The sequence below is a fragment of the Chromobacterium sp. CCUG 76385 genome, assembly GCF_059916625.1.
This window is the reverse complement of record NZ_JAUCGU010000002.1, coordinates 226,858-249,442: the sequence shown is the minus strand read 5'-3', so window position 1 is coordinate 249,442 and position 22,585 is coordinate 226,858. Positions and strand designations below refer to the sequence as shown.

Here is a 22,585-nt window from a genome sequence, read left to right as displayed (position 1 = left end):
ACCAGACAGCCTGCCTACGCTGCTAACACCACCACCATACCACCGGCGCGAGAGTCGCCTCAAGCCGGTTAGCCGCGACAAGAAATGCTTCCTTGACCGGCGGCAAACCGGCGCAAAAGTAGCGTCGGCACTACACACGCAAACGGCCCCGTCGACAGGAAAAGGAAAGCCCCGCCAAGGCGGGGCCGCATGGGTGATCTCAAGCTCGCAGACTTAACGCCGCCGCACCGCGTCGCCCGGCGCGTAGCGGGCCGCCTGGATGGGAGAATGCTGGGCGACAAAGTCCTTCAGGATTTCGGCATCGACAAAGCCGGTATTGACGTAGCCCGGGTGCTGATTCAGCTTGGGATAACCGTCGCCGCCCGCCGCCATAAAGCTGTTGATCGCCATGCGGTAGGTCTTGGACGGATCAATCGGCTGGCCGCCTATCAGCGCCTGTTGCAGCTCGCCTCCCTCTATCCTGAGCTTCACGCCGGCAAACTGGGCGAAGGCGCCGGCGCCCGGCGTCATCCTGGCAGCGGCCTTCAGGTAATCCAGCGCCTCGCTGCCAAGCAGGTCGACATACACCAGCGTGCTGCCGAACGGGAACACCTTGAGCACGTCGCGGTAGCTGACCGGGCCGGCCGGCAGCGAATCGCGGATGCCGCCGGAATTGATCACCGCGAAGTCGGCTTTGGTCTTGTCCATCATGGCCATGCCGACGAACACGCCCAGATTGGTGGGGTGGCTGCGCACCACCGCGCGGTCGCCCTCCAGCCTGGCCGACAGCTCGCCCACCTTGACGCCCAGCTCTTGCTGGCCTTTATCCTGGTAAGCCTTGAGGAAGGTCCGGAGCTTGCCGTCCTCCGGAATCAGCTCGGTATACGGCACTTTTTCGGTCTTGCGATCCGCCGTGGCGACGGTTTTTTTCAGATTGACCGGAATCAACTGATACTTCACCAGCTTGAACTTGCCGTTGTTGAATTCGAAATCGGCGCGGCCGACATACTTGCCCCACTCGTGCGCCTGCACGATCCAGGCGCCGTTCTGGCGGTCCGGCGCGCAAGGCTGGCCCGGCACATAGGCGTCGTCGCGGACGTTTTCCGCCCTCATGCACACCGGGTTCTGGCTGTGGCCGCCGACGATCAGATCAATGCCCTTGACCGCGCGCGCCATCTCCACATCGCCCGGCGCGTTGACGCCATGCTGGCCGTCCGGATAGTGGCCCATATGTGTGGCGGCGATGACGATGTCGGCCTTCTGGCGCAAATCCGGCACCAGTTTGGCGGCCTCCGCGATCGGGCTCTTGAACTCGATGCCCTGAATTTGCGCCGGATTGACCATCTTGGCCGTATCGTCCGTGGTCAGGCCCAGCACCGCCACCTTGACCCCGCCCAGGTTGAAGATGGTGTAGGGATCGAACATCCGGTGGCCGTCCTGGTAGATATTGGCCGACAACATGGGGAAGCTGGCCCAGCCTCGCTGCTTCATCAGCACCGGCACCGGCTTGTCGAACTCGTGGTTGCCCACCGCCATCGCGTCGTAGCCGATGCGGCTCATCGCGCGGAAATCCGGCTCCGCGTCCTGCAGGTCGGACTCCGGCACGCCGGTATTGACGTCGCCGCCGGACAACAACAAGGTGTAGCCGCCCTCCGCCTTCACCTCGGCGCGCACCTTGTCCACCACCGTTTTCTGCGCCGCCAGGCCATACTCGCCGTCGGCGTTGGGCCAGAAGCGGCCGTGATGGTCGTTGGTGTGCAGGATGGTGATCTTGTAGGTCTTGTCGAGGTAGTTGTTCTTGCCAGGCGGCGTAGTGCAGGCGGTCAACAGACCCGCGGCCAGCAGCGACAGGGAAACGGACTTGAGCGCGATGTGCATTTTTTCTCCTTGTTCCGGGCGGCAGGCACAGCCGCCTTTGCACGCAAAAATGGCGAACCCGGAGGTTCGCCATTGATGGATGGCCAAACAGCTTACTTCCAGCTGTCCTTCAGGCCCACGGTGCGGTTGAACACCGCCTTGACGCCTGGCTGGTGCTCATAGCGGTCGGTCACGAAGTAACCCAAACGCTCGAACTGGAAGCGCGTTTCCGGCGCGGCCTGCAGCACCGAAGCCTCCACATAGGCCGGAACCAGCTTCAACGATTCCGGGTTCAGGAACTGGCGGAAGTCGACATATTCGCCATCCTCGCCGCGCACCGCATCGGGGCGCGACTCGGTGAACAGGCGATCATACCAGCGCACATCGGCCTGGATGGCATGCTCGGCCGATACCCAATGGATCACGCCCTTGACCTTGCGGCCTTCCGGATTCTTGCCCAGGGTATCGTGGTCGATCGAGCACTTCAGCTCGACGATCTCGCCATTGGCGTCCTTGACCACTTCCTCGCACTTGATCACGTAGGAGTAGCGCAGGCGCACTTCGCCGCCTGCGGTCAGGCGCTGCCACTTCGGCGGCGGCACTTCGGCGAAGTCGTCGCGTTCGATCCAGATCTCGCGGGCGATGGGCACGTCGCGCTCGCCGAACTCCGGATGATGCGGATGGAACGGCGCGCTGCGGCTGGCGGTGACGGCGGCGTCGTAGTTGGTCAGCGTCACTTTGATCGGGTTGACCACGGCCATCACGCGCGGCGAGTCGTTTTCCAGCGTCTCGCGCACCGCGCCTTCCAGGATGGTCATGTCGATGATGTTTTCGCTCTTCGACACGCCGATGCGCTGAGCGAACAGCTTGATGCCGGCCGGGCTGTAGCCGCGGCGGCGCATGCCGGCGATGGTGGGCATGCGCGGATCGTCCCAACCCGTCACCACGCCATCGTTCACCAGCGCCTGCAGCTTGCGCTTGGAGGTCAGCGCGTACAACAGCTCCAGACGCGAGAACTCGATCTGCTGCGGATGGTGATCGATGCTGATGTTGTCCAGCACCCAATCGTACAGCGGGCGGTGGTCCTCGAACTCCAGCGAGCACAGCGAGTGCGTGATGCCCTCGATGGCGTCGGAGATGCAATGGGTGTAGTCGTACATCGGGTAGATGCACCACTTGTCGCCGGTGCGGTGATGATGCACGCGGCGAATGCGGTAGATGGCCGGATCGCGCAGATTGATATTGGGCGAAGCCATATCGATCTTCAGACGCAGCGTCTTGCTGCCGTCCGGGAATTCGCCATTGCGCATCCGGGTGAACAGGTCCAGGTTCTCTTCCGGCGTGCGGTCGCGGTACGGGCTGTTCTTGCCCGGCTCGGTCAGGCTGCCGCGGTACTGGCGCATTTCCTCGGCGGACAGGTCATCCACGTAGGCTTTGCCGGCCTGGATCAGCTCGACGGCGTAATCGTACAGGCGGTCGAAGTAGTCCGAAGCGAAACGGACTTCGCCGTTCCACTTGAAGCCCAGCCAGCTGATGTCTTGCTTGAACGCCTCGACGAACTCGTCCGACTCTTTCTCCGGATTAGTGTCGTCCATGCGCAGATTGCACTGGCCCTGGTAATCCTCAGCCAGGCCGAAGTTGATGCAGATGGCCTTGGCGTGGCCGATGTGGGCGAAGCCGTTCGGCTCTGGCGGGAAGCGCGTCACCACCGAGCTGCGGCGGCCCGTGGCCAGGTCCTCGTCGATGATGCTGCGAATGAAGTTGTTGACAACCGGCGCGTTGTTTTCCGTGCTCATGTTCTGGCTGTGGGTAAGGATAGCGAATCGGCCATTGTAACCGATTTTTCCAGCATTTTCCGCGAGCGGGCGGATTCGCGTCATTTGCCGGCCAAGCCCGCCTTCGCGGGCTCAAACCAATAGACTCGGGCGGCACCCCTTCCACACGCTCACGCCAATGCGCAATCCTTGGCCATAAAGCGGCCCAATGACTGCAACTGCCGCCCTTCCGCATCGAAATTGTCATCGGCCAGATAGGCTTCGTAGGCCTGGCAAAGACCATCCCATTCGCCGTCCAGCATCGAGAACAGCAGCGTATCTCGATTGCGCCCCTTCACCACCATGGCCTGGCGCAGCATGCCTTCAAATTGAAAACCCAAACGGCGCGCGGCCTTGACGGACGCGGCGTTGCGGGCGTCGCAACGCCATTCGCAGCGGCGATAGCCCAATTCAAAAGCGGTTTTCAGCAATAAGTACATGGCCTCGCTCGCCATGCGGGTTTGACGCAGCGCCTGAGAAAAATTGACGTGCCCAATCTCCACGGTCCCGTGCGCCTGAACAATCTGCCGATAGCCCAGGAAACCCAGCACTTGGTTGGAATCCTTCTTGAACACCACATAAAGCGCGGCATCGGCGGCGGATACGGTCAGCGCCAGCCAGGACATGAAGCTTTCTTCATCGGCAAACGGCCCGTATGGCAGATGCGCCCAATGCGCCTCGTCATTAGAAAACAGCTTGAACAGCGCTTCGCCATGCCGCGGCGGATCCAGCGGCAGCAAAAATACTGACCGTCCCTGAATGGGTGCGTTAGGCGCCTTCCCGGCCGAGCGCCAGTTTGGCAAGCGTTGCGAGGACGGTGCGGAATGGGGAGTGGCTTGCGGGGAGTTCATGCGTGGGCACCCATTTCTATATCAGCTAACGACGAGGAACCATGAAAACGGCGCTTCAGCGAAGCGCCGGCTAAATAATTTCAGTATTTTGCAATGAAACGACGCCTCACCAAACCCATCCTAAAGGACAGGTGATGCGCTCAAACCAACTCCCGCCCCGTCAGTTTTTCCAACTGCCGCAGCGGCGACTTGCTCTGATCATCCATTTCCCCCAGCGGCAGCCATAAGGTCTGCTCCAGCATGAACTGACCCGACATCACGGCGTGCGAGGCATGGTCGGAAAAGCAGATCCAGGCCCCGCCCGGCGCGAACGGCACGGTTTGCTGCGGACAATCCCTCTGGTACGCCAGATCGGCCTTCATCGCGTCGTGCAGGTGCAGCATGATGTGGTCGTAGGCGCTGCGCTTGCGCTTGGTGATTTTCAGCGCCGCCAGCAGCGCGGCCGAACCGGGCCATTGCCTGGGCACGCGCGGCAGCATTGTCTTCGCCATGTCCTCAAACGGCTCGCCGACGCGCCACACCCGCGGCTCGCCGGCAGGGTTGACGTTGCAGAACACGCGCAGGATGCGCTCGCCATAGGTGGGGCGGGACGGGAAGGCGTCGACGTGCAGCCGGCTGTCGTCCTTGCGCCAGGAGGTCTTGCGGTCTTCCACCCTTACCAGGCGCAGGCTGGTGGGCGCGGCCCGCGTCTTGCCCTGATACTCCGGCAGCACTTGCGCCAATAACTGCGCCGCCGCTTGCTGATAACGCGAAATCAAGGCGCGCACCGCTTGCCGAGTATCGTCTCCGCCTTGCACGCCGTGCAGGGCGCCGTTATTCGGTTCCAGGCTGATGTTCTTGCGCTTGGGATCGGCGATGGACGGGTTGAGCAAGGCCTGCTCCACAGCATTGAGGCTAAAGCCGAAATCCGGCACATGCAGCACGGCGCCCGCCTCCAGTTTTTGCACCAAGCCCTGCTCTCCGCCCCTCACGCTGACGATACGCTCGACCATAACCTTCCCCCTATCCAGACTCAACGACGGCAACCTTGGCAGCCTTGCCGCGGGCCCTTTGCGCCGATCAAAGGCGGAAGGGTACACCCAAATCTATGACAAAGGCAGCCCGCCGCCAGGACAGCCTCGTCAGCGCCTTGATTTGCCTGAAAAATCCCGCCGCGCAAAACCCCTACAAACAGCCAGGCGATTCATGACAATAAACAATTGTTTATGCTGATTTTTTTACCGGATTGCGGCATAATGGCCGGCTGCCAGAAATAGACGTGAACGCATGACTACTCCGCAAGCCGCCAAACCGATCGATTCCTACCGCAAGTACTGGGCCAGCCGTTTCGGCACCGCCCCGTTCCTGCCGATGACCCGCGCCGAGATGGACCAACTCGGTTGGGACTCCTGCGACATCATCCTGGTCACCGGGGATTGCTACATCGATCATCCGAGCTTCGGCATGGCGCTGGTGGGCCGCTTGCTGGAGGCGCAGGGTTTCCGCGTCGGCATCATCGCCCAGCCGGATTGGCACAGCGCGGACGCGTTCCGCGAACTGGGCCGGCCGAACCTATTCTTCGGCGTCACCGCAGGCAATATGGACTCGATGATCAACCGCTACACCGCGGACCGCAAGCCGCGCTCGGACGACGCCTACACGCCGCATGCGGCGCCGAACAAGCGCCCTGACCGCGCCGTCACCGTGTATGCCCAACGCTGCCGCGAGGCCTATCCGGGCATAGGCGTGATGATAGGCTCGATCGAGGCCAGCTTGCGCCGCATCGCCCATTACGATTACTGGAGCGACAAAGTGCGCCAGTCGGTGCTGATCACGTCCAAGGCGGACATCCTGCTGTTCGGCAACGCCGAGCGCGCGCTGGTGGAAATCGCCCATCGCGCCGCCAAGGGCGAAAAACTGTCCGAGATGCGCGACATCCGCGGCACCGCCTTCATTGTGCCGCACGGCTGGAAGCCGGATGAAGAATGGCAGGAGATGGACTCCAGCGTGGTAGACGAGCCGGGCCGCGTCGATCCGCACCTGAATCCGTACCAGGAAATCCCGGAACAGGCGGCCGAAGCCACCAAGGGCATGGACCCGGCCAAGCCGCAAGTCATCCGCATCGAATCGCGCGAGGAGCGCCTGGCCAAGCGCCGCGCCGAGCGCGCCAAGACCGTGCTGCGCATCCCGGCCTACGAAGCCGTGGCGCACGACCCGGTGCTGTATGCCCACGCCAGCCGCACGCTGCACCTGGAATCCAACCCCGGCAACGCCCGCGCGCTGGTGCAGCTGCACGGCGAGCGCGACGTGTGGCTGAACCCGCCGCCGATTCCGCTCAGCACGGAAGAGATGGACTTCGTCTACGGCCTGCCCTACGCCCGCAATCCGCATCCCAGCTACGGCGACGCCCACATCCCGGCCTGGGAGATGATCAAGTACTCGGTCAACATCATGCGCGGCTGTTTCGGCGGCTGCACCTTCTGCTCCATCACCGAGCACGAGGGCCGCATCATCCAGAGCCGCTCGGAAGAGTCCATCCTGCGCGAGATCGAAGAAATCCGCGACAAAACCCCGGGTTTCAAAGGCCACATCTCCGACCTGGGCGGCCCGACGGCCAATATGTACCGCCTGGCCTGCAAGGACCCGAAGATCGAATCGTCCTGTAGAAAGCTGTCCTGCGTGTTCCCGGACATCTGCGAGAACCTCAACACCGACCACAGCCATCTGATCCAGCTGTACCGCAAGGCGCGCGCGCTGCCGGGCGTGAAGAAGATCAACATCCAGTCCGGCCTGCGCTACGATCTGGCCGTGCGCTCGCCCGAATACATCAAGGAGCTGGTGCAACACCATGTGGGCGGCTATCTGAAGATCGCCCCGGAGCACACCGAAGACGGCCCGCTGTCCAAGATGATGAAGCCGGGCATGGGCGCCTACGACAAGTTCAAGGAGCTGTTCGAGCGCTTCAGCCGCCAGGCCGGCAAGGAACAGTATCTGATCCCCTACTTCATCGCCGCCCACCCGGGCACCAGCGACGAGGACATGATGAATCTGGCGCTGTGGCTGAAGAAGAACAACTTCCGCCTGGACCAGGTGCAGACCTTCACCCCGACGCCGATGGCGCTGGCCACCACCATGTGGCACACGCGCCGCAACCCGCTGAAGCGGCTGGGCCGCAGCTCGGAAAAGGTGGATGTGGTGCGCGACGGCTACCGCCGCAAGCTGCACAAAGCCTTCCTGCGCTACCACCACCCGGACAACTGGCAGATCATCCACGATGCATTGCTCCAGATGGGCCGCAGCGACCTGATCGGCCACAGCAAGCACTGCCTGATCCCGCCGACGCCTCCGGGCGACAAAGCCGCCGCCGTGCGCCACAAGATGGGCGCGACCATGAACCGCGGCAAGGCCACCGGCGCAAGACAAGCCCCGCGGGGGCAGCGCGGCAAGCCGGCAACCGTCGGCGCGCGCGGCACCGGCGGGAAGCCGGGCTCCGGCAAACCGCAGGCTGGCCGCTCGCCGGCCAAGCCTGGCGGCAAAACCGGCCGCAACCGCTGATCCAGCAGGAAAAAACGCCACGCCTCTCAAAAAGCGTGGCGTTTTTTTCAGCCGAGAAGCGTCAACGGCAACTTGGCGCGAAATTATGCCATTGAGCTATCCATTGTCTCATCGAACAGGCAAAATGGCGCCGTGCATGCCGCCATCGACATACCGCTTTTGAGCGCACAATATAGCAACACGTCCCGCCTAAACTGGTGAACGCTTGAGCGCGCTTGGCGCGGTTAATGTCCGCCGGCAAACCGGATGGAAAACAGCGCGGCAAGAACATAAACGACAGACCCCACGAGGCCAGCCATGATCCACATCGCCTTCGACCACAGCTATGCCCGCGACCTGCCCGGCGCATGGCAAGCCGCGCAGCCGGACATACCTCCCGCGCCGGCGCTGCTGTTCTGGAATGCCGAACTGGCGGACGAACTGGGTCTGGACACGGCGCAAGCCAGCGCAGCCGAGCTGGCGCGTCTGTTTTCCGGCGCCAGCCTGCCGCCGGGCGCGCAACCCATCGCCCAGGCCTATGCCGGCCATCAGTTCGGCGGCTTGTCGCCGTCGCTGGGCGATGGCCGCGCCTTGCTCTTGGGCGAAGTCATTGATCGCCAAAGCCAGCGCCGCGACATCGCCCTCAAGGGCAGCGGCCGCACCCCCTTCTCCCGCCGCGGCGACGGCAAGGCTGTGGTCGGACCGATGCTGCGCGAACTGATCCTGGGCGAAGCGATGCAGGCGCTGGGCATCCCCACCACCCGCGCGCTGGCGGTGGTGGCCACCGGCGAGCCGGTCCAACGCGAGCGCCAGCTGCCCGGCGCGGTGCTGACCCGCGTCGCCGCCAGCCATCTGCGCGTCGGCACCTTCCAGTATTTCGCCATCCACGGCGAAAGCGAGACGCTGAAAAAACTGGCCGACTACACCATCGCCCGCCATTACCGGGAACTGGCAAACCAAGACCATCGTTACCTGAGCCTGTTGAGCGCGGTGGCCGAGCGCCAAGCCGAGCTGATCGCCCGCTGGATGCACGCAGGCTTCATCCACGGTGTGATGAATACCGACAATATGGCGCTGTCCGGCGAAACCATAGACTTCGGTCCCTGCGCCTTCATGGACGCCCACCACCCGGATACGGTGTTCAGCTCCATCGACCACACCGGCCGCTACGCTTACGGCAACCAGCCGGCCATCGCGCAATGGAATCTGGCGCGCTTTGCCGAAACCCTGCTGCCGCTGATCGCGCCGGACGATCCAGCTTCCGCCGTGCCGGCCGCCACCGAGATCATCGAAGGCTTCGCCGAACGCTATCAAGCCCACTGGCTGGATCAGGCGCGCCGCAAGTTCGGCCTGCTGGACGCCAAGGCGTCGGACAAGCAGCTGCTGCAAGACTGGCTGGCGCTGCTGGCGGCCTATGGCGTGGATCACACCCTGGCCTGGCGCTATCTGGCCGACGAGGCCGAAGGCAAGCCGGACAGGCTGGCCGCGCTCTTCCCATCGCAGAACGAGTTGGAATCGTGGCTCAAGCAATGGCACGCGCGCCATGTGCCGCGCACCCGCCGCCCGCCCGACATCGCCGCCGCGATGCGTCGCGAAAACCCGCTGTACATCGCGCGCAATCACTTGGTGGAAGAAGCGCTGACCGCAGCCAGCGAATATGGCGACATGGGGCCAAGCTTGAAATTATTGGAAGCCTTGCGCGACCCGTTCAGCGAGCGCGAAGGCCTGGAACGCTATGCGCTGCCGGCCGCGCCGGAGGTGGCGGAGGGGTATCGGACCTTCTGCGGGACGTGATGTCCGCGGCAACAGGGAACCTCCGCACACCAGAACAGTCTTTATGCAGAATGTCATATCTGCCAAATTGAACGAAAGCCAGATGCCCTGCATGAATCCGCGCTACCAATTCCATCACATGGGCATCCCCACCACGGAGCCCAAGCCGAACGAACGCTATAGCGCCAGATACCGGATGTACACCGCCGATGCCGATAGCGCGGATTTCCGCATCCAGTGGCACCGCTTTGAAGCCGGCTGTCCGCTGCATCCGCTGATCCAGACCGTGCCGCATCCGGCATTCAAGGTACCCAGCCTCGCCATGGCCATCGCCGATAAAAACATGTTGCTGGGGCCCTACGAGCCGCTGCCTGGCTTTCACGTTGCCATCATCGAGGAAGACGGGGTGCCGATCGAGTTCATTGAGACCATGCTGAGCGACGAGGAAATCTGGGGCCGCGCCCAACAGGGAATGTCGGAGCTTTATTCAGGCAGCCAAGGCTGACCACTCAGCTCAGCCTCTTCTCCATCACATAATCATCCATCACAAAGCCGTTGCCGATATCGGCCACCACCTGCTCCCGCACGGTGAAGCCGCGCTTCTCGTACACGGCGATGGAGCCGGCGTTATGGCGGTTGACGGTCAGCATCAGCGTGGCGCAGCCCTTGGCGCGCGCGGCGGCTTCCACTTCGTCCATCATGCGGCCGCCCAGGCCCTGGCCGCGCAGTTCTTCCAGCAGATACAGCTGCTCCAGCTTCATCTCCCCGGACTTATCCGTCAGCGCGTAGCTGCAATAGCCGGACGGCTTGCCGTCCACTCGCAGCACGCGGAACCAGCGGTCCGGCGCGTCCAGATAGCGACTCAGTTTTTCCGGCATGTAACGGCTGGCCAGCATGTAGTCGATCTGCTCGCGCGTGATCATGCTGATGAAGTGCTGGCGCCAGATGGCCGCGCCCAACTCGGCGATGGCGTGGAAATCGTCTGTGGTCAGAAAATCCAGTGCGACATGGCGCTTCATGGCAGCAAACTCCTGTATCGATCGCTTGATCGCGAGGCTATCGTCGTAGACATTTTCCCCACTCTATTCCAACGCCGCGCGCGCAGCCATCATCATGGCCAAATGGCCATGCTCAGCGACTAAAATGGTATTTTCTCTCCCCGCAACGGACACGCCATGACGCAAGCCCTGAAGCTATCGCAACTGATAGGCTCCCTCAGTTACGCGCTGGACATCACCGAAGGCCAGCCGGAAGGCCATTGCGTGCGCAGCTGCTGGATAGGCATGCATATTGGGCGCGCCATCGGGCTGTCGCCGCAGGAGCTGTGGGATCTGTACTACACCATTCTGCTGAAGGATTTGGGCTGCAGCAGCAATGCCGCGCGGATTTGCGAGCTTTACCTCACCGACGACCGCGATTTCAAGCAGGACTTCAAGCGGGTGGGCGCCAGCCTGCCGCAAATGCTGGGCTTCGTGTTCGCCAATACCGGCACCCACGCCGCCGGTTGGCGGCAACGCGCCGCGTCCATTCTCAACGTGCTGCGCCGCGGCAAGGAAATGGCGGATGAGCTGATCAACACCCGCTGCCACCGCGGCGCGGACATCGCCCGCCAGCTGCGCTTCAACGAAAACGTGGCGCGCGGCATCCAATATCTGGACGAGCACTGGGACGGTTCCGGCCGGCCATTGGGCCTGAGCGGCCAGGCGATTCCGCTGAACGCGCGCATCGCCCTGCTATCCCAGGTGATCGACGTCTTCAACGTCACGCACGGCCGCCACGCCGCGCTGGACGAGGCGGTGAGCCGCGGCGGCGGCTGGTTCGATCCGGAGCTGGTGGCGGCTTTTCGCGGCGCGGCAAGCGACGATGGCTTCTGGCGCCAATTGGAATCCGACGACATCGAGCAGGCCGTGCTGGATCTGGAGCCGGCCCAATTCACGGTCCCCTTGGACGAAGACTATATGGACGAGATCGCCGAAGGCTTCGGCCAAGTGGTGGACTCCAAGAGCCCGTTCACCGCCGGCCACAGCCACCGCGTGGGCCACTACGCCGACCGCATCGGGATGGAACTTGGGCTGGATCCACAACGCCGCCGCTGGCTGAAGCGCGGCGCGCTGTTGCACGATGTGGGCAAACTCGGCGTCAGCAACACCATACTGGACAAGCCCGGCAAGCTGACGCCGGAGGAGTGGGAGGCCGTGAAGCGCCACGCCGCGTACACCGAAACCATCCTGGGGCGGATCGAGTCATTCGCCGAACTGGCCCGCGTCGCCGGCGCGCACCACGAGCGGCTGGACGGCGCCGGCTATCCGCGCGGCCTGACAGCGGACCAGATTGCCCTGGAAACCCGCATCATCACGGTAGCAGACATCTTCGACGCCATCCACGCCGCCCGCCCCTACCACCCGGAAAACCCGGTGCCCGTCACCTTGGATATCATGCGGCAAAGCCTGGGCAGCGCGCTGGATCCGCGCTGCTTTGCCGCGCTGGAAGGCGTGCTGCGCGAAGAGGACGCGCTGGAGAGCGATGTGATCTGCCTGACCTAAGCCCTACAAAGGACGCTCTGCAGACATTACAATTGCATTCTTTGCATCGCCATTCACCGCATACCGGTTAAAGCAGAGCCATTGGAAGCGCGATGGCAAAATCAGCTTTGCAAAACACATAAAGCGCGCCCGCGCCGCTTAATAGTGAAACCTCTTGCCTGAAGAAAGCCCTCCATGATCCTGATCCACACTCCCAATCAGAAGGAAGTTGCCGCCTATCTGCAGCTGTTTCGCGCCGCCATGCCCGAGCGGGAGTTCGTCGATCTGGAACACGCCCAGCGGTCGGCCGTGCGGCATATCGTCGCGTGGGGGCTGCCGGACGGCCTGCTGGCCGAGATGCCCAGCCTGGAAGCATTGTTCGCATTGGGCGCCGGCGTGGACAAGCTGCTGGCCCGCCCGGACCTGCCGGCCGACCTGCCCGTCTACCGCCTGCTGGATGGCGGCATGGCGGCGCAGATGACGGAATATGTTCGTTACGGCGTGCTCGGCTACCAGCGCAATATGGACCTGTACCGCCGCCAGCAGGCCAGCGGCCAATGGCGCATGCTGGCGCCGCGGCTGCCGGACGACATCCGCGTCGGCGTGCTGGGGCTGGGCGAGATCGGCGCAGCGGTTGCGCGCTCGCTGGCAGCGGACGGCTACCAGGTAAGCGGCTGGAGCCGCAGCCCCAAGGACATCCGCGCCATCCGCTGCCTGCATGGCGAAGCCGGGCTAACCCAGCTGCTGGCCGAAAGCCAGGTGCTGGCCTGCGTATTGCCGTCCACGCCGGATACCCGCGGCCTGCTGAGCCGCGCGCGGCTGGAGGCGCTGCCGCAAGGCGCCATGCTGATCAACGCCGGCCGCGGCGACCTGCTGGACCAGCAGGCCTTGCTGGCGTTATTGGACAACGGGCACCTGCGTTGCGCGCAGTTGGACGTCTTCGAGGAAGAGCCCCTGCCGACGGACCATCCTTTGTGGCGCCACCCGGCGGTCACTGTCACGCCGCATGTCGCCGCGATCACGCTGCGCCAACCCTCTGTGGAGCAGATCGTCCGCCGCTTGCGCCAGCTGGCTGCCGGACAAGCCGCCGACGGCTTGGTTGAGCGCTCGCAAGGTTATTGAGGAGCGGACCTTCGCCACGCGGGCGGGCGAAGCAACCAGATCGACTTTCTGATCGGCCAGATCATGCGTCCATTGCCGCCGCCCCAGCAGCGCAACCGGACGCCCACGCTAAGCCCACACCACGCCATCGGTCAGCACCTCCTCGGCGCGCTGCAAGGCAGCGGCCAGATCCGGCTGCAGATTATCCTCGCCCAAGCGCTCCATCAGCCGGGAGCCCTCCAGCATGTCCATCACCTCATCCGTCGCGCCGCACAGGATCAGCGTCTTGCCCTGCTCCGCCAGCCGCGCGCGCAGGGCTTCCAGCGCCAACAAGCCGGAGGTGTCGAGCAGCACCAGCCTATGCAGCTGCAGGATGATCACACGCGCGCGCGGCGCTTCCTTCAGGATGATGTCCACGCTGTCCGCCGCGCCGAAAAACAGCGCGCCCTCGATGCGGAAGGCCGCGCAGCCGTCCGGCACGCTCTTGCCGGCGATGCTGTGGCGCTCGAACAGTTGCGCATGCTCCGGCAATAGCTGATGGATGGCGGTATGGCTGGCCATGCTGCGGATGAAGAACACCGCGGCCAACAGCAGGCCGATTTCCACCGCCACGGTGAGATCGAAAGCGACCGTCAACGCGAAGGTCACCAGCAGCACCAAGGTGTCGTGCGGCGGAAACTGCCGCGCCTTGCGGATGTCCCAGTCGCCCATCTTCAGCGCCACCGACACCAAAATCGCCGCCAGCGCCGCCAGCGGCACATGGGCTGCCAGCGGGGCGGCCAACAGCAGCACCATCAGCAACAAGGCAGCGTGGAATACCGCCGCCAGCGGCGTGCGCGCGCCATTGCCGATATTGGTGACCGAACGCACCACCGCGCCGGTGGCCGGAATGCCGCCGAAGAACGGCACCACCATATTGGCGATGCCCTGCCCTATCAGCTCCTGATTGGCGTCGTGCTTGTCAGCCGTGAGGCTGTCCACCACCACTGCGCACAGCAGGGACTCAATGGCGCCGAGCAGGGCGATGGTGAAGGCCGGCGCCAGCAAATCGGACAGATGGACAGGGTTCAGGTCCAGTCCGGCCGGCGACGGCAGCCCTTGCGGAATGCCGCCGAAGCGGCTGCCCAGCGTCGCCACCGGCAAATCGAACAATACGGTCGCCAGCGTGGCCAACACCAGGGCGACAAAGGGCGACGGCAGCAGCCGGTTCAAGCGCTTGGGCCATAGCAGAATCAGCAGCAGCAGGCTAGACGACAGCAGCGTGGTGGGTCCGTCCAGGCCGGAGAAATGCGCGCGCAGTGTCGCCATCACGGCGAAAAAGCCGGACGGCATCTTGGCGATGGGCAGGCCGAAGAAGTCCTTCAACTGGGTCAGAAAGATCAATACCGCGATGCCGTTGGTGAAGCCGGTGATCAGCGGCATCGGGAAAAAACGTATCACCTGCCCCAGCCGGAACACCCCCATCAGCACCAGCATGATCCCCGCCATGAAGGTGCAGATCAGCAGATTGGCCACGCCGTACTTGCTGACGATGCCATACAGGATGACGATGAAGGCGCCGGTGGGTCCGGTGACGCACAGCCGGGTGCCGCCCAGCGCGGCCGCCAGCGCGCCGGCGATGATGGCGGTGACGATGCCGGCCTGCGGCGGCACGCCGCTGGCTATCGCGAACGCCATCGCCAGCGGCAGCGCGACGATGCCGACGGTGACGCCGGCCATCAGGTCGGCCCTCAGTTGCTTGGCATTGTAGTGGCGAAGGGTATCGAGCAGGCGGGGGCGAAAAACAAGGGCGGACATCGCGCGTGCTTTCTGATTTTGAGCTGAGTATGCTGTCAGCGTAGCTCATCGCCATCCGCGCCGCCTTATCGATGGCGCGGCGGGTCGGCCGCTCAGCGCTGCCACTCCGCACCGCCATGCCGCCTGCCGAGCATCAAGCCGCCCACCCGGGCAGCGGCGGAACGCCCGCCAAGCGGGCTTCCGCCCTACATGGCCTTGAACTGCGCGGCGAAGCTGCGGCTCAGCGGCAGCTTGTCGCCGCCGTGTTTCAACAGCACAAAGCTGCGCCCCAGCAAGTCCTGCTCTATGCCCTGCACCGCCGCCAGCCGCACGATCAGCCCGCGGTGGATTTGGGCAAACTGCCTTGGGTCCAGCCGCGCCGCCAGCTCCTTCAGCGGCGTGCGGATCAGCTGGGTCTCGCCGGCCAGCACCAGCTCGGTGTACTTGTCGCAGGCCTTGAAATACTGCACTTCATCCACCGCGATCAAGCGCTTGCTGTTGCCCAGACCGGCTGTGATCCAGCTCAGGTATGCCGGCTGCGCCTCGGCCGGCGCCGCCGCGATGGGCTGAACCAGCGGCGCGGCCTGCTGCAGCCGGCTGATGCAGCGCAACAAGCGGGCGTCGTCGATGGGCTTGAGCAGGTAGTCCAGCGCCGCCGCGTCGAAAGCCTGCAAGGCATATTCGTCATAGGCGGTGACGAACACCACGCGGCAACCGCTGACGCTCCTGGCCACCGCCATGCCATCCAGGCCGGGCATGCGGATGTCGAGAAAGGCGATGTCCGGCCGCAGCCGGTTGATCTCGGCCAGCGCCGACGCGCCATCGTGAACCACGGCGAGGATTTCCAATTGCGGCCACAATCTGGACAAGGCGGATTGCAGCGCGGCGGCCAGCAGCGGTTCATCGTCGGCGATCAGGGCGGTGGGCATATTTTTATTCCTGGCAAAAGCGTCCGTTCATTATGCAATCGGCAAGACCAGCTCGGCCAGCACGCCGCGCGGCTGTTCCGGCGACAAGCGCAGCTGCGCCGCCGGGCCGTACAGCGCGGCCAGCCGTTCGCGGATATTGGCCAGCCCTACGCCGGCCGGCGCCGCTTCGGCGATGCCTACCCCGCTGTCGCGCACCATCAAGCGGAGCGAACCATCCTGCCGTTCGGCGCGGATGACGATTTCGCCGCCGGCCATGCTGGGTTCCAGCCCATGCTTCAGCGCATTCTCCACCAGGGGCTGCAGCAACAAGGGCGGCAGCGGCAGCGCCTTCAACTCTTCCGCCACCTCCACGCTGACCCGCAGCCGCTCGCCCATGCGGATGGCGGCGATGTCCAACAGCGCGCCCACCATGTCCAGTTCCTGGCCCAGCGTGCCGCTTGCGCTGCGGCTGCGCGCCAGGCTGCCTCGCAAATAGGTATTCAAATAGCCGAGCATGCGGCTCGCGCGCGGCGGATCGGTCTCGATCAGGCTTTGCACATTGGCCAGGGTGTTGAACAGGAAATGCGGCTCGATCTGCGCCTGCAGCATGGCCAGCTGCGCCGCCGTCTGCGCCTCGCGGCTTTCCGCCTCGCGCCGGCGCGTGGCCTCCAGCTCGCCGGCCAGCGCCTGAGAACGGTAGTACAGCAGGCTCATCGTCATGGCGAACATCGCCACCAGCAAGGTCGGCACCAGAAACAGATACGCGCGCTCAGGCACGCGCAAAGCTTGCGCCAACACATCGAAAGCGCCCAGCCAGGCCGCCAGCTTGAAACCGAACGGCACGCTGAACAGCAGCACCAAGACATAGACCAGGGCGCGATTCAGCTTGAACCAGCCGCCCAGCACGCTGCCGCTCAACCAACAGCTATAGCCTATGCAAAACGAAATCAGCACATTGTCGTATAGCCGGACCCAGCCGCCCAATGAGGAAAAAAACAAAGCGATGGCCAGATTGATGCCGCTGCAGACGGCAAACTCCTGAAGTACGCCGGACCAGCGCTGGAATGCATTCATGATTAAGCCTCAATAAAAATAATCAAACACCAGCTGCCAACTCTGCTGCGGCATCGCCGCGCCGTACTGCGTCAGCGGCCCGCCGTCGAATCGCTGCCACTGCAAGGCCAGATCGACATGGCTCCAATGGTAGCGCGCCTCCGCCCAGTTCATGCCGCTATGGTCCACCAGGCTGGCCTGCCGCATCGCGGTCAGGTCAAGATTGTCCACCAGCGCGTCCTGCCAGCTGGCGCGCAACAGGGCCGCGCGCCGCGTCAACAGCGAGGCCGAGCTTGCCATGCTCTGGCGGTATGACCCATAGAACGGGCTTTGCCGCAGACGGTCCCAATCGGCCGCTTCGGGCGCCGCGCCGTCGTATTGGCCCTCGAGCGTCAAGCTCAGCTTGTCGGCGCCGGTCCAGGTGGCACCCAGCGCCATCCGGTTGCGCCAGCCGCCGCCCTCCTCACCCAGCCAGCGCCGCCAATCGCTCTTCGTCTGTCCGCCGGCCCATTCGACGTAGGCGACGGTCGAATCGGTCAGCACATGGCTGAGATTGAATCCGAGCTGCGGCGAGCCGCCCTGTTGGCGGAACAGCAGCCATTGCGGGTTCCAGCTTTCGGAAAATTGATAACTGTAAGCCAGCAACATCCGCTCCCTGGGGTTGCTCGCGCCCCAGTCCGCGCTCAGGCCGTTGCCGCTGGGGGCGTCGGCCAGCTTGGGCGACCAGATCGCGGTCAGCGAGGCGCTATCCCACAGTTTTTGCCAGCGCAGCATGGCGTTGCCCAGCCGGTTTTCGCGCAGGCTTTCCTGATCGGCCGACACCACCGAGCGCACCGTGCCCTCGCCCAGAAAATCGGTCGGGTTATAGCCCACGCCGACGCCGTATCGGGTGTTGACGCGGCCGATATCCAGCAGGTTTTGATTGCCAAACTCCCGGCTCAGGTAGGCTTCGCGCAGCGTGTTGACGCCGTGCGAACGCTGCGGCGAGTTGACGAAGCTCTGATCCAGCCGATCCGAAAACACCGCGCGCCAGTCCGGGTTCAAGCGGCCATCCCAACGCAGATCGAAGGACAGCCGCTGCGCGTCCGGCATCGCTTGGTTGACGATGGCGGCGGATTCGAACAGCAGCTTCAGATCGCGCGGCTTGTCGCTCATCGCCGGCGTCTGATCCGCCAGCTGCAGCGCCGCCGCGTCGTCATCGGCCCAGGCTGCCGCCGGCAGCGCCGCCAAAGCCAGCATCAACCAGGCGCGCATCGCTCACTCCGCCCTGAAGCGCGGCAGATAGTCGCGCTGCAGCCACGCTTCCGGCACCTCGCGCCAGGCGAAGTCGCTGTTGCGCATCACCGTCACCCACTTGGGATTCAGGCCGTCGATGATCACCGTCTCGGTGGGCCGCTCGCGCCCCAGCACCTGCCGATACCCGCGGTAATAGGCCGTTTTCAGCAGGCTGCCGCTCTCCGAGTAAAACTTGGCCTTGCGGCTGCGGTAGCCGTCCTTGTCCAGCCACAGATCTATGGCGTGATAAGTGACGCCGCCGTTGCGGGCCGACAGATGCAGTTTGTAGCAATGCCGGGGCTGGCGATCGCCATCCTGGATGTCCTCCTCGCCGTCCAGCTTGGCCGCGTAGTCCAGCGCCAGATTCACCGTCACCACGTCGCCGTTGGATGCCTGGCCCAGCAGCCGCTGCTGCGGCGAGATCGGCACGCTGGCCTTGCTGGCCGGGTCGTAAAACCACAGGTCGTTGCCGTTCTTCAGCATCAGTTTGCCGGCGTCGCGCGCCGGGCTGACGAAGCGCAGCAGGCTGCGAAACTGGCCGCTGTTCTGGTCGGCGCGCGAGTACACCGCCAGCGCGCTGCGCTCGTTCTCCTGGCCGTCCTTGTAGCTGACCAGCGAGACGATCAGGCCGAACGGCTTGTCCGGATTGCGCACCGCGTCGCTGCCCGCCAGTATGGTCTGCGCGTCCGGCGCGGCCAGGGCAAACGGAGCTGCCAGGGCAAAGGTCAGGGCCATCAGCATCGTTTTCATCTTTTTTTCCTCAGGCATGGCGCAGCGCGTCCACGATCACGGCGCGGGCGGCGCGGCGCGCCGGCCACCAGGCGGACAACATGGCCATCAGCATCAGTCCCAGCGCGGTGGCCAGCATCATGCCGTTCTCGCCCCACAGCCGGACATAAATGGGCGACGGGTCCACCTGCCCCGGCGGCAGCCAAGTCAGCCCGGCGTGGTTGATCAACGCCGCCAGCAGCAGGGACAGCGCGATGCCGCAGACGCTGCCCAGGCCGCCCAGCATCACGCCCTCGCACAGGAACAGGCGCTGGATGCCGCCGCGGCGCAGACCCATGGCCCGCAGCGTGCCGATCTCCACCGTGCGCTCCATCACCACCATATTCATGGTGTTGGCGATGGTGAACAGCGAGACGCAGCCGATCAGGATGGACAGGAAACCGAAAATGGTGCCGAACATGCCGGTGATCTGGCCGTATTGCGGCTGCAGCTCGCTGAAGTCATACACCGCCAGCGGCTGATCTTTCAGCGAGGTGGCGAACAACTGGGCCAGCCGCGCGCGCGCCGCCGGAATCTGGTAGGTGTGCTGCAGCTGCAGCGCGATGGCGGTGACGCGCGGCTCGTCCGAGCCGTACACCAGCCGCTGCGCCTGGGCCAGATGCAGGCTGACGAACATATCGTCCAGCTCCTTCACGCCCATGCTCTGTGCCTTCACCACCTGCAGCCTAGCCACATTGGGCGCGCCGCTGGCGGTGGCGGCCAGCAGCTCGATGCTGCCGTCGGCTTTCGGTTGCGGCGAGGAGGCGGACAGCGCGGCGAGGTCCGCCGGCATGGCCGCGCCGGCGGCAACCGTTGGCGGAGGCGGCGCGCAGTGGTCCATTTTCAGCGCGGCGCACAATTGCAGCACCCGCGCCAAGCCCTTGCCTATCACCGCCGCGTCGGGCGCGCTGCCCGTCAGCGCCGCCGGCTTGCTGGGGGTGCCAAAATGATAGTCGTCCCACTGCCTCATCCGGTTCTGGCCATCCACCTCGCTGCCTTGGGCGAACACGGTGCGCGAAGCGCCGGCGGCGTAATGGCCGGCGATGCCGCCCAGCGACAGCGTGGGCGTCGCCACGGTCAGCATGGGCTTCAATACCGGGTCGTTTTGCACCACCCGCATCACCCGCGGGTAATCGCGGATGCCGTAGGCCGCCGGGTTGCCGCTGCCATACAGGAAAAAGTCGCGGTGCTGGATCTGCAGATGTCCCATGCCGCGGACGAAGCTGGTTTGCAGGCCGTACTGCACGGTGCGGTTGTAGCCGCCGAACAGCAACAGCGCCACCACGCCCGCCACCATGGTGCCCAGCGTGGCCAGGGTGCGGCGGCGATTGCGCAAGAGATTGCGCCAGGCCAGTTTGGCGGTATTCATGCGATTTCCTTTTCGATTTGCGACTGCTGCAGGCTGACCCGGCCGTCGCGCACCTGATAGCGGTCGTCCGCGGCGGCGATCACCTGCGGGTCGTGCGAGGAAAACACCACGGTCAGCTGATATTGCCGCTGCAGATCGCGCAACAGACCCAGGATGGCCGCGCCGGTCTGGCTATCCAGATTGGCGGTAGGTTCGTCCGCCAGCACCAGCGAGGGCCGATGGACCAGCGCGCGGGCAATGGCCACCCGCTGCCGCTGGCCGCCGGACAGCTGGCCGGGATGGTTGCGCGCCTTGTCCGCCAGACCCACCGCGTCAAGCAGCTCCATCACCCGGCCCTTGCGCTCCGGCGCCGGCACCCGGTTCAAGATCAACGGATACTCCACGTTCTCGTATGCCGACAGCACCGGCAGCAGGTTGAAGTTCTGGAAGATGAAACCGATATGGCGGGCGCGGAAATCGCTGAGCGCGTCGTCGCCCAGATGAACGATGTCCTGCCCGGCCACCAGGATGGAACCCGCGTCCGGTCTATCCACGCCGCCTATCAGGTTCAGCAATGTGGTCTTGCCGCTGCCGGACGGACCAGCCAATACGGTGAAACCGCCGGGGCGGATGGTCAGCGCCACATCTTGCAGCGCCGGCACCGTGATCTGATCCAACTGGTAATGCTTGCAGACGCCGCGCATCTCCACTGTCCACATTGATGCTCTCCTCATAAGATTGGCCACCCCGGGACTATAAACAGCCGCATCGCTCCCTGCTCCGGCTTGCGACGAAATGCAGCCATGCGGCGCGAGTGCCGCTCAGCCGTCGCCAGTCGCATGACGTACGCTTGACCTGCGGCATCGACACCTACGGCCGAGCGGGGTAGGATCAAAACCATGCTTACTCTATGGTAAAGGCCAGCCTATGACCCCAGACCAAGACAAGACGCCGCAGACGCCGGACATGGAACCGGTGGAAACCGCCGCCCCTCAACGGCGCCAGACCGCCCGCCAGCGCAATGTCAAACGCGTGCATGACGCGTCGGTGCAGACCATTCAAGAGATCAGCCAACAGCCGGTGGCGCAACAAGTGGCGCTGGCGCCGTCCGGCAGCAGCGAGGACAGCACCACGGCCGAACTCCCGCCCGGCTACCCCTACCATACGCGGATGCGCCGGCCGGAATACGAGCGGGTGAAGCAGGAACTGCAGATCGAGCTGCTGAAAGTGCAAAGCTGGGTCAAGGAAAGCGGGCAGAAAATCGTCATCCTGTTCGAGGGGCGCGACGCCGCGGGCAAGGGCGGCACCATCAAGCGTTATATGGAGCACCTGAATCCGCGCGGCGCGCGCGTGGTGGCGCTGGAAAAACCCAGCGAGCAGGAGCGCAGCCAATGGTACTTCCAGCGCTACATCGCCCACCTGCCCAGCGCAGGCGAAATCGTGTTCTTCGACCGTTCCTGGTACAACCGCGCCGGCGTGGAGCGCGTGATGGGCTTCTGCTCGCCGGTGGAATATCTGGAGTTCATGCGCCAGGCGCCGCAGCTGGAGCGCATGCTGGTCAATAGCGGCATCCGCTTGTTCAAGTACTGGTTCTCGGTCAGCCGCGAAGAGCAGCTGCGCCGTTTCATCTCGCGCCGCGACGATCCGCTGAAACACTGGAAACTGTCACCGATAGACATACAGTCGCTGGATAAATGGGACGACTACACCGCCGCCAAGCAGGCGATGTTCTTCCATACCCACACCGGCGACGCGCCATGGACGGTGGTGAAGTCGGACGACAAGAAACGCGCCCGCCTCAACTGCATCCGCCATTTCCTGTCGCGGCTGGACTATCCAGGCAAGGACACGCGCGTCGCCCGCGCGCCGGATCCGCTGATCGTGGGCGATCCGGGAGAAATGACAGGCGCGTGATCGGCGCGGAGCCTGACCTTTCTAACGGGCCGGGCAAGATACTGGACATATGCGCATTGCCGTATGAATCGTCAATGGCATAAAATAATCCCAAAACAAGCGTCAGGACTCAACCCGTCCCGGCGCTTTCTTT

General features: G+C 64.3%; 18 protein-coding genes. 6 read left to right on the top strand and 12 right to left on the bottom strand.

Annotated features, from left to right (window positions below):
* Window positions 1-213: 213 nt before the first annotated feature.
* From ushA to kdoO, 4 genes are all read right to left on the bottom strand, one after another.
* Window positions 214-1,857, bottom strand: coding sequence for a bifunctional UDP-sugar hydrolase/5'-nucleotidase UshA (gene ushA, locus QUG01_RS03025; RefSeq protein WP_500828822.1), 1,644 nt, complete (start codon window positions 1,855-1,857; stop codon window positions 214-216).
* A 92-nt stretch (window positions 1,858-1,949) separates the two neighbouring features.
* Window positions 1,950-3,632, bottom strand: a complete 1,683-nt coding sequence (locus QUG01_RS03020) for a glutamine--tRNA ligase/YqeY domain fusion protein (RefSeq protein WP_103319346.1) — start codon at window positions 3,630-3,632, stop codon at window positions 1,950-1,952.
* 149 nt (window positions 3,633-3,781) lie between these two features.
* Window positions 3,782-4,390: a GNAT family N-acetyltransferase gene (locus QUG01_RS03015; RefSeq protein ID WP_500828821.1), complete on the bottom strand. Its 609-nt coding sequence runs from the start codon at window positions 4,388-4,390 to the stop codon at window positions 3,782-3,784.
* Window positions 4,391-4,641: 251 nt separating this feature from the next.
* The gene (gene kdoO, locus QUG01_RS03010) at window positions 4,642-5,493 is read right to left on the bottom strand and encodes a Kdo hydroxylase KdoO (RefSeq protein ID WP_500828820.1); all 852 of its coding nucleotides are present in this window, start codon (window positions 5,491-5,493) and stop codon (window positions 4,642-4,644) included.
* A 274-nt stretch (window positions 5,494-5,767) separates the two neighbouring features.
* Here kdoO and QUG01_RS03005 point away from each other — a divergent pair, with 274 nt between their 5' ends.
* From QUG01_RS03005 to QUG01_RS02995, 3 genes are all read left to right on the top strand, one after another.
* Entirely contained in the window at window positions 5,768-8,035 is a 2,268-nt protein-coding gene (locus QUG01_RS03005; RefSeq protein ID WP_500828819.1) for a YgiQ family radical SAM protein, read from the top strand.
* Between the two features lie 297 nt (window positions 8,036-8,332).
* Window positions 8,333-9,808: a protein adenylyltransferase SelO gene (locus QUG01_RS03000; RefSeq protein ID WP_500828818.1), complete on the top strand. Its 1,476-nt coding sequence runs from the start codon at window positions 8,333-8,335 to the stop codon at window positions 9,806-9,808.
* 91 nt (window positions 9,809-9,899) lie between these two features.
* On the top strand, window positions 9,900-10,292 hold the full coding sequence (locus QUG01_RS02995) for a hypothetical protein (protein ID WP_500828817.1): 393 nt from the start codon (window positions 9,900-9,902) through the stop codon (window positions 10,290-10,292).
* Between the two features lie 4 nt (window positions 10,293-10,296).
* Here QUG01_RS02995 and QUG01_RS02990 read toward each other — a convergent pair whose 3' ends face one another.
* Window positions 10,297-10,806: a GNAT family N-acetyltransferase gene (locus QUG01_RS02990; protein ID WP_500828816.1), complete on the bottom strand. Its 510-nt coding sequence runs from the start codon at window positions 10,804-10,806 to the stop codon at window positions 10,297-10,299.
* Window positions 10,807-10,962: 156 nt separating this feature from the next.
* Between QUG01_RS02990 and QUG01_RS02985 the strand changes: the two genes are divergently transcribed.
* Together QUG01_RS02985 and QUG01_RS02980 are read left to right on the top strand one after the other, a co-directional pair.
* Window positions 10,963-12,330, top strand: a complete 1,368-nt coding sequence (locus tag QUG01_RS02985; RefSeq protein ID WP_500828815.1) for an HD-GYP domain-containing protein — start codon at window positions 10,963-10,965, stop codon at window positions 12,328-12,330.
* A gap of 174 nt (window positions 12,331-12,504) precedes the next feature.
* On the top strand, window positions 12,505-13,431 hold the full coding sequence (locus QUG01_RS02980) for a 2-hydroxyacid dehydrogenase (protein WP_500828814.1): 927 nt from the start codon (window positions 12,505-12,507) through the stop codon (window positions 13,429-13,431).
* Window positions 13,432-13,539: 108 nt separating this feature from the next.
* Here the strand turns inward: QUG01_RS02980 and QUG01_RS02975 are convergent, their stop codons facing one another.
* The 7 genes from QUG01_RS02975 to QUG01_RS02945 all read right to left on the bottom strand — a co-directional run bounded on the left by QUG01_RS02975 (window position 13,540) and on the right by QUG01_RS02945 (window position 21,257).
* Window positions 13,540-15,207 (bottom strand): SulP family inorganic anion transporter, encoded by a 1,668-nt coding sequence (locus tag QUG01_RS02975; protein WP_500828813.1) that lies wholly within the window; start codon window positions 15,205-15,207, stop codon window positions 13,540-13,542.
* A gap of 185 nt (window positions 15,208-15,392) precedes the next feature.
* Window positions 15,393-16,115: a LytR/AlgR family response regulator transcription factor gene (locus QUG01_RS02970; protein ID WP_500828812.1), complete on the bottom strand. Its 723-nt coding sequence runs from the start codon at window positions 16,113-16,115 to the stop codon at window positions 15,393-15,395.
* Window positions 16,116-16,145: 30 nt separating this feature from the next.
* Complete coding sequence (locus QUG01_RS02965) at window positions 16,146-17,168, bottom strand: sensor histidine kinase (protein WP_500828811.1); 1,023 nt, start codon at window positions 17,166-17,168, stop codon at window positions 16,146-16,148.
* A gap of 9 nt (window positions 17,169-17,177) precedes the next feature.
* The gene (locus QUG01_RS02960) at window positions 17,178-18,401 is read right to left on the bottom strand and encodes a hypothetical protein (RefSeq protein ID WP_500828810.1); all 1,224 of its coding nucleotides are present in this window, start codon (window positions 18,399-18,401) and stop codon (window positions 17,178-17,180) included.
* A 3-nt stretch (window positions 18,402-18,404) separates the two neighbouring features.
* Complete coding sequence (locus tag QUG01_RS02955) at window positions 18,405-19,172, bottom strand: outer membrane lipoprotein-sorting protein (protein WP_500828809.1); 768 nt, start codon at window positions 19,170-19,172, stop codon at window positions 18,405-18,407.
* A 10-nt stretch (window positions 19,173-19,182) separates the two neighbouring features.
* Complete coding sequence (locus QUG01_RS02950; RefSeq protein ID WP_500828808.1) at window positions 19,183-20,559, bottom strand: ABC transporter permease; 1,377 nt, start codon at window positions 20,557-20,559, stop codon at window positions 19,183-19,185.
* Window positions 20,556-21,257: an ABC transporter ATP-binding protein gene (locus tag QUG01_RS02945; protein WP_500828807.1), complete on the bottom strand. Its 702-nt coding sequence runs from the start codon at window positions 21,255-21,257 to the stop codon at window positions 20,556-20,558. The genes QUG01_RS02950 and QUG01_RS02945 overlap by 4 nt, the downstream gene beginning before the upstream one ends.
* A 208-nt stretch (window positions 21,258-21,465) precedes the next feature.
* Here QUG01_RS02945 and ppk2 point away from each other — a divergent pair, with 208 nt between their 5' ends.
* Entirely contained in the window at window positions 21,466-22,452 is a 987-nt protein-coding gene (gene ppk2, locus QUG01_RS02940) for a polyphosphate kinase 2 (RefSeq protein ID WP_500828806.1), read from the top strand.
* Window positions 22,453-22,585: the final 133 nt, after the last annotated feature.

What these genes read in the sequence shown, in the direction of transcription:
- ushA (WP_500828822.1), bottom strand. Translation starts at nt 1,857, where the DNA reads ATGCACATCGCGCTCAAGTCCGTTTCCCTGTCGCTGCTGGCCGCGGGT.
- QUG01_RS03020 (WP_103319346.1), bottom strand. Translation starts at nt 3,632, where the DNA reads ATGAGCACGGAAAACAACGCGCCGGTTGTCAACAACTTCATTCGCAGC.
- kdoO (WP_500828820.1), bottom strand. Translation starts at nt 5,493, where the DNA reads ATGGTCGAGCGTATCGTCAGCGTGAGGGGCGGAGAGCAGGGCTTGGTG.
- QUG01_RS03005 (WP_500828819.1), top strand. Translation starts at nt 5,768, where the DNA reads ATGACTACTCCGCAAGCCGCCAAACCGATCGATTCCTACCGCAAGTAC.
- QUG01_RS03000 (WP_500828818.1), top strand. Translation starts at nt 8,333, where the DNA reads ATGATCCACATCGCCTTCGACCACAGCTATGCCCGCGACCTGCCCGGC.
- QUG01_RS02995 (WP_500828817.1), top strand. Translation starts at nt 9,900, where the DNA reads ATGAATCCGCGCTACCAATTCCATCACATGGGCATCCCCACCACGGAG.
- QUG01_RS02990 (WP_500828816.1), bottom strand. Translation starts at nt 10,806, where the DNA reads ATGAAGCGCCATGTCGCACTGGATTTTCTGACCACAGACGATTTCCAC.
- QUG01_RS02985 (WP_500828815.1), top strand. Translation starts at nt 10,963, where the DNA reads ATGACGCAAGCCCTGAAGCTATCGCAACTGATAGGCTCCCTCAGTTAC.
- QUG01_RS02980 (WP_500828814.1), top strand. Translation starts at nt 12,505, where the DNA reads ATGATCCTGATCCACACTCCCAATCAGAAGGAAGTTGCCGCCTATCTG.
- QUG01_RS02975 (WP_500828813.1), bottom strand. Translation starts at nt 15,207, where the DNA reads ATGTCCGCCCTTGTTTTTCGCCCCCGCCTGCTCGATACCCTTCGCCAC.
- QUG01_RS02970 (WP_500828812.1), bottom strand. Translation starts at nt 16,115, where the DNA reads ATGCCCACCGCCCTGATCGCCGACGATGAACCGCTGCTGGCCGCCGCG.
- QUG01_RS02965 (WP_500828811.1), bottom strand. Translation starts at nt 17,168, where the DNA reads ATGAATGCATTCCAGCGCTGGTCCGGCGTACTTCAGGAGTTTGCCGTC.
- QUG01_RS02960 (WP_500828810.1), bottom strand. Translation starts at nt 18,401, where the DNA reads ATGCGCGCCTGGTTGATGCTGGCTTTGGCGGCGCTGCCGGCGGCAGCC.
- QUG01_RS02955 (WP_500828809.1), bottom strand. Translation starts at nt 19,172, where the DNA reads ATGAAAACGATGCTGATGGCCCTGACCTTTGCCCTGGCAGCTCCGTTT.
- QUG01_RS02950 (WP_500828808.1), bottom strand. Translation starts at nt 20,559, where the DNA reads ATGAATACCGCCAAACTGGCCTGGCGCAATCTCTTGCGCAATCGCCGC.
- QUG01_RS02945 (WP_500828807.1), bottom strand. Translation starts at nt 21,257, where the DNA reads ATGTGGACAGTGGAGATGCGCGGCGTCTGCAAGCATTACCAGTTGGAT.
- ppk2 (WP_500828806.1), top strand. Translation starts at nt 21,466, where the DNA reads ATGACCCCAGACCAAGACAAGACGCCGCAGACGCCGGACATGGAACCG.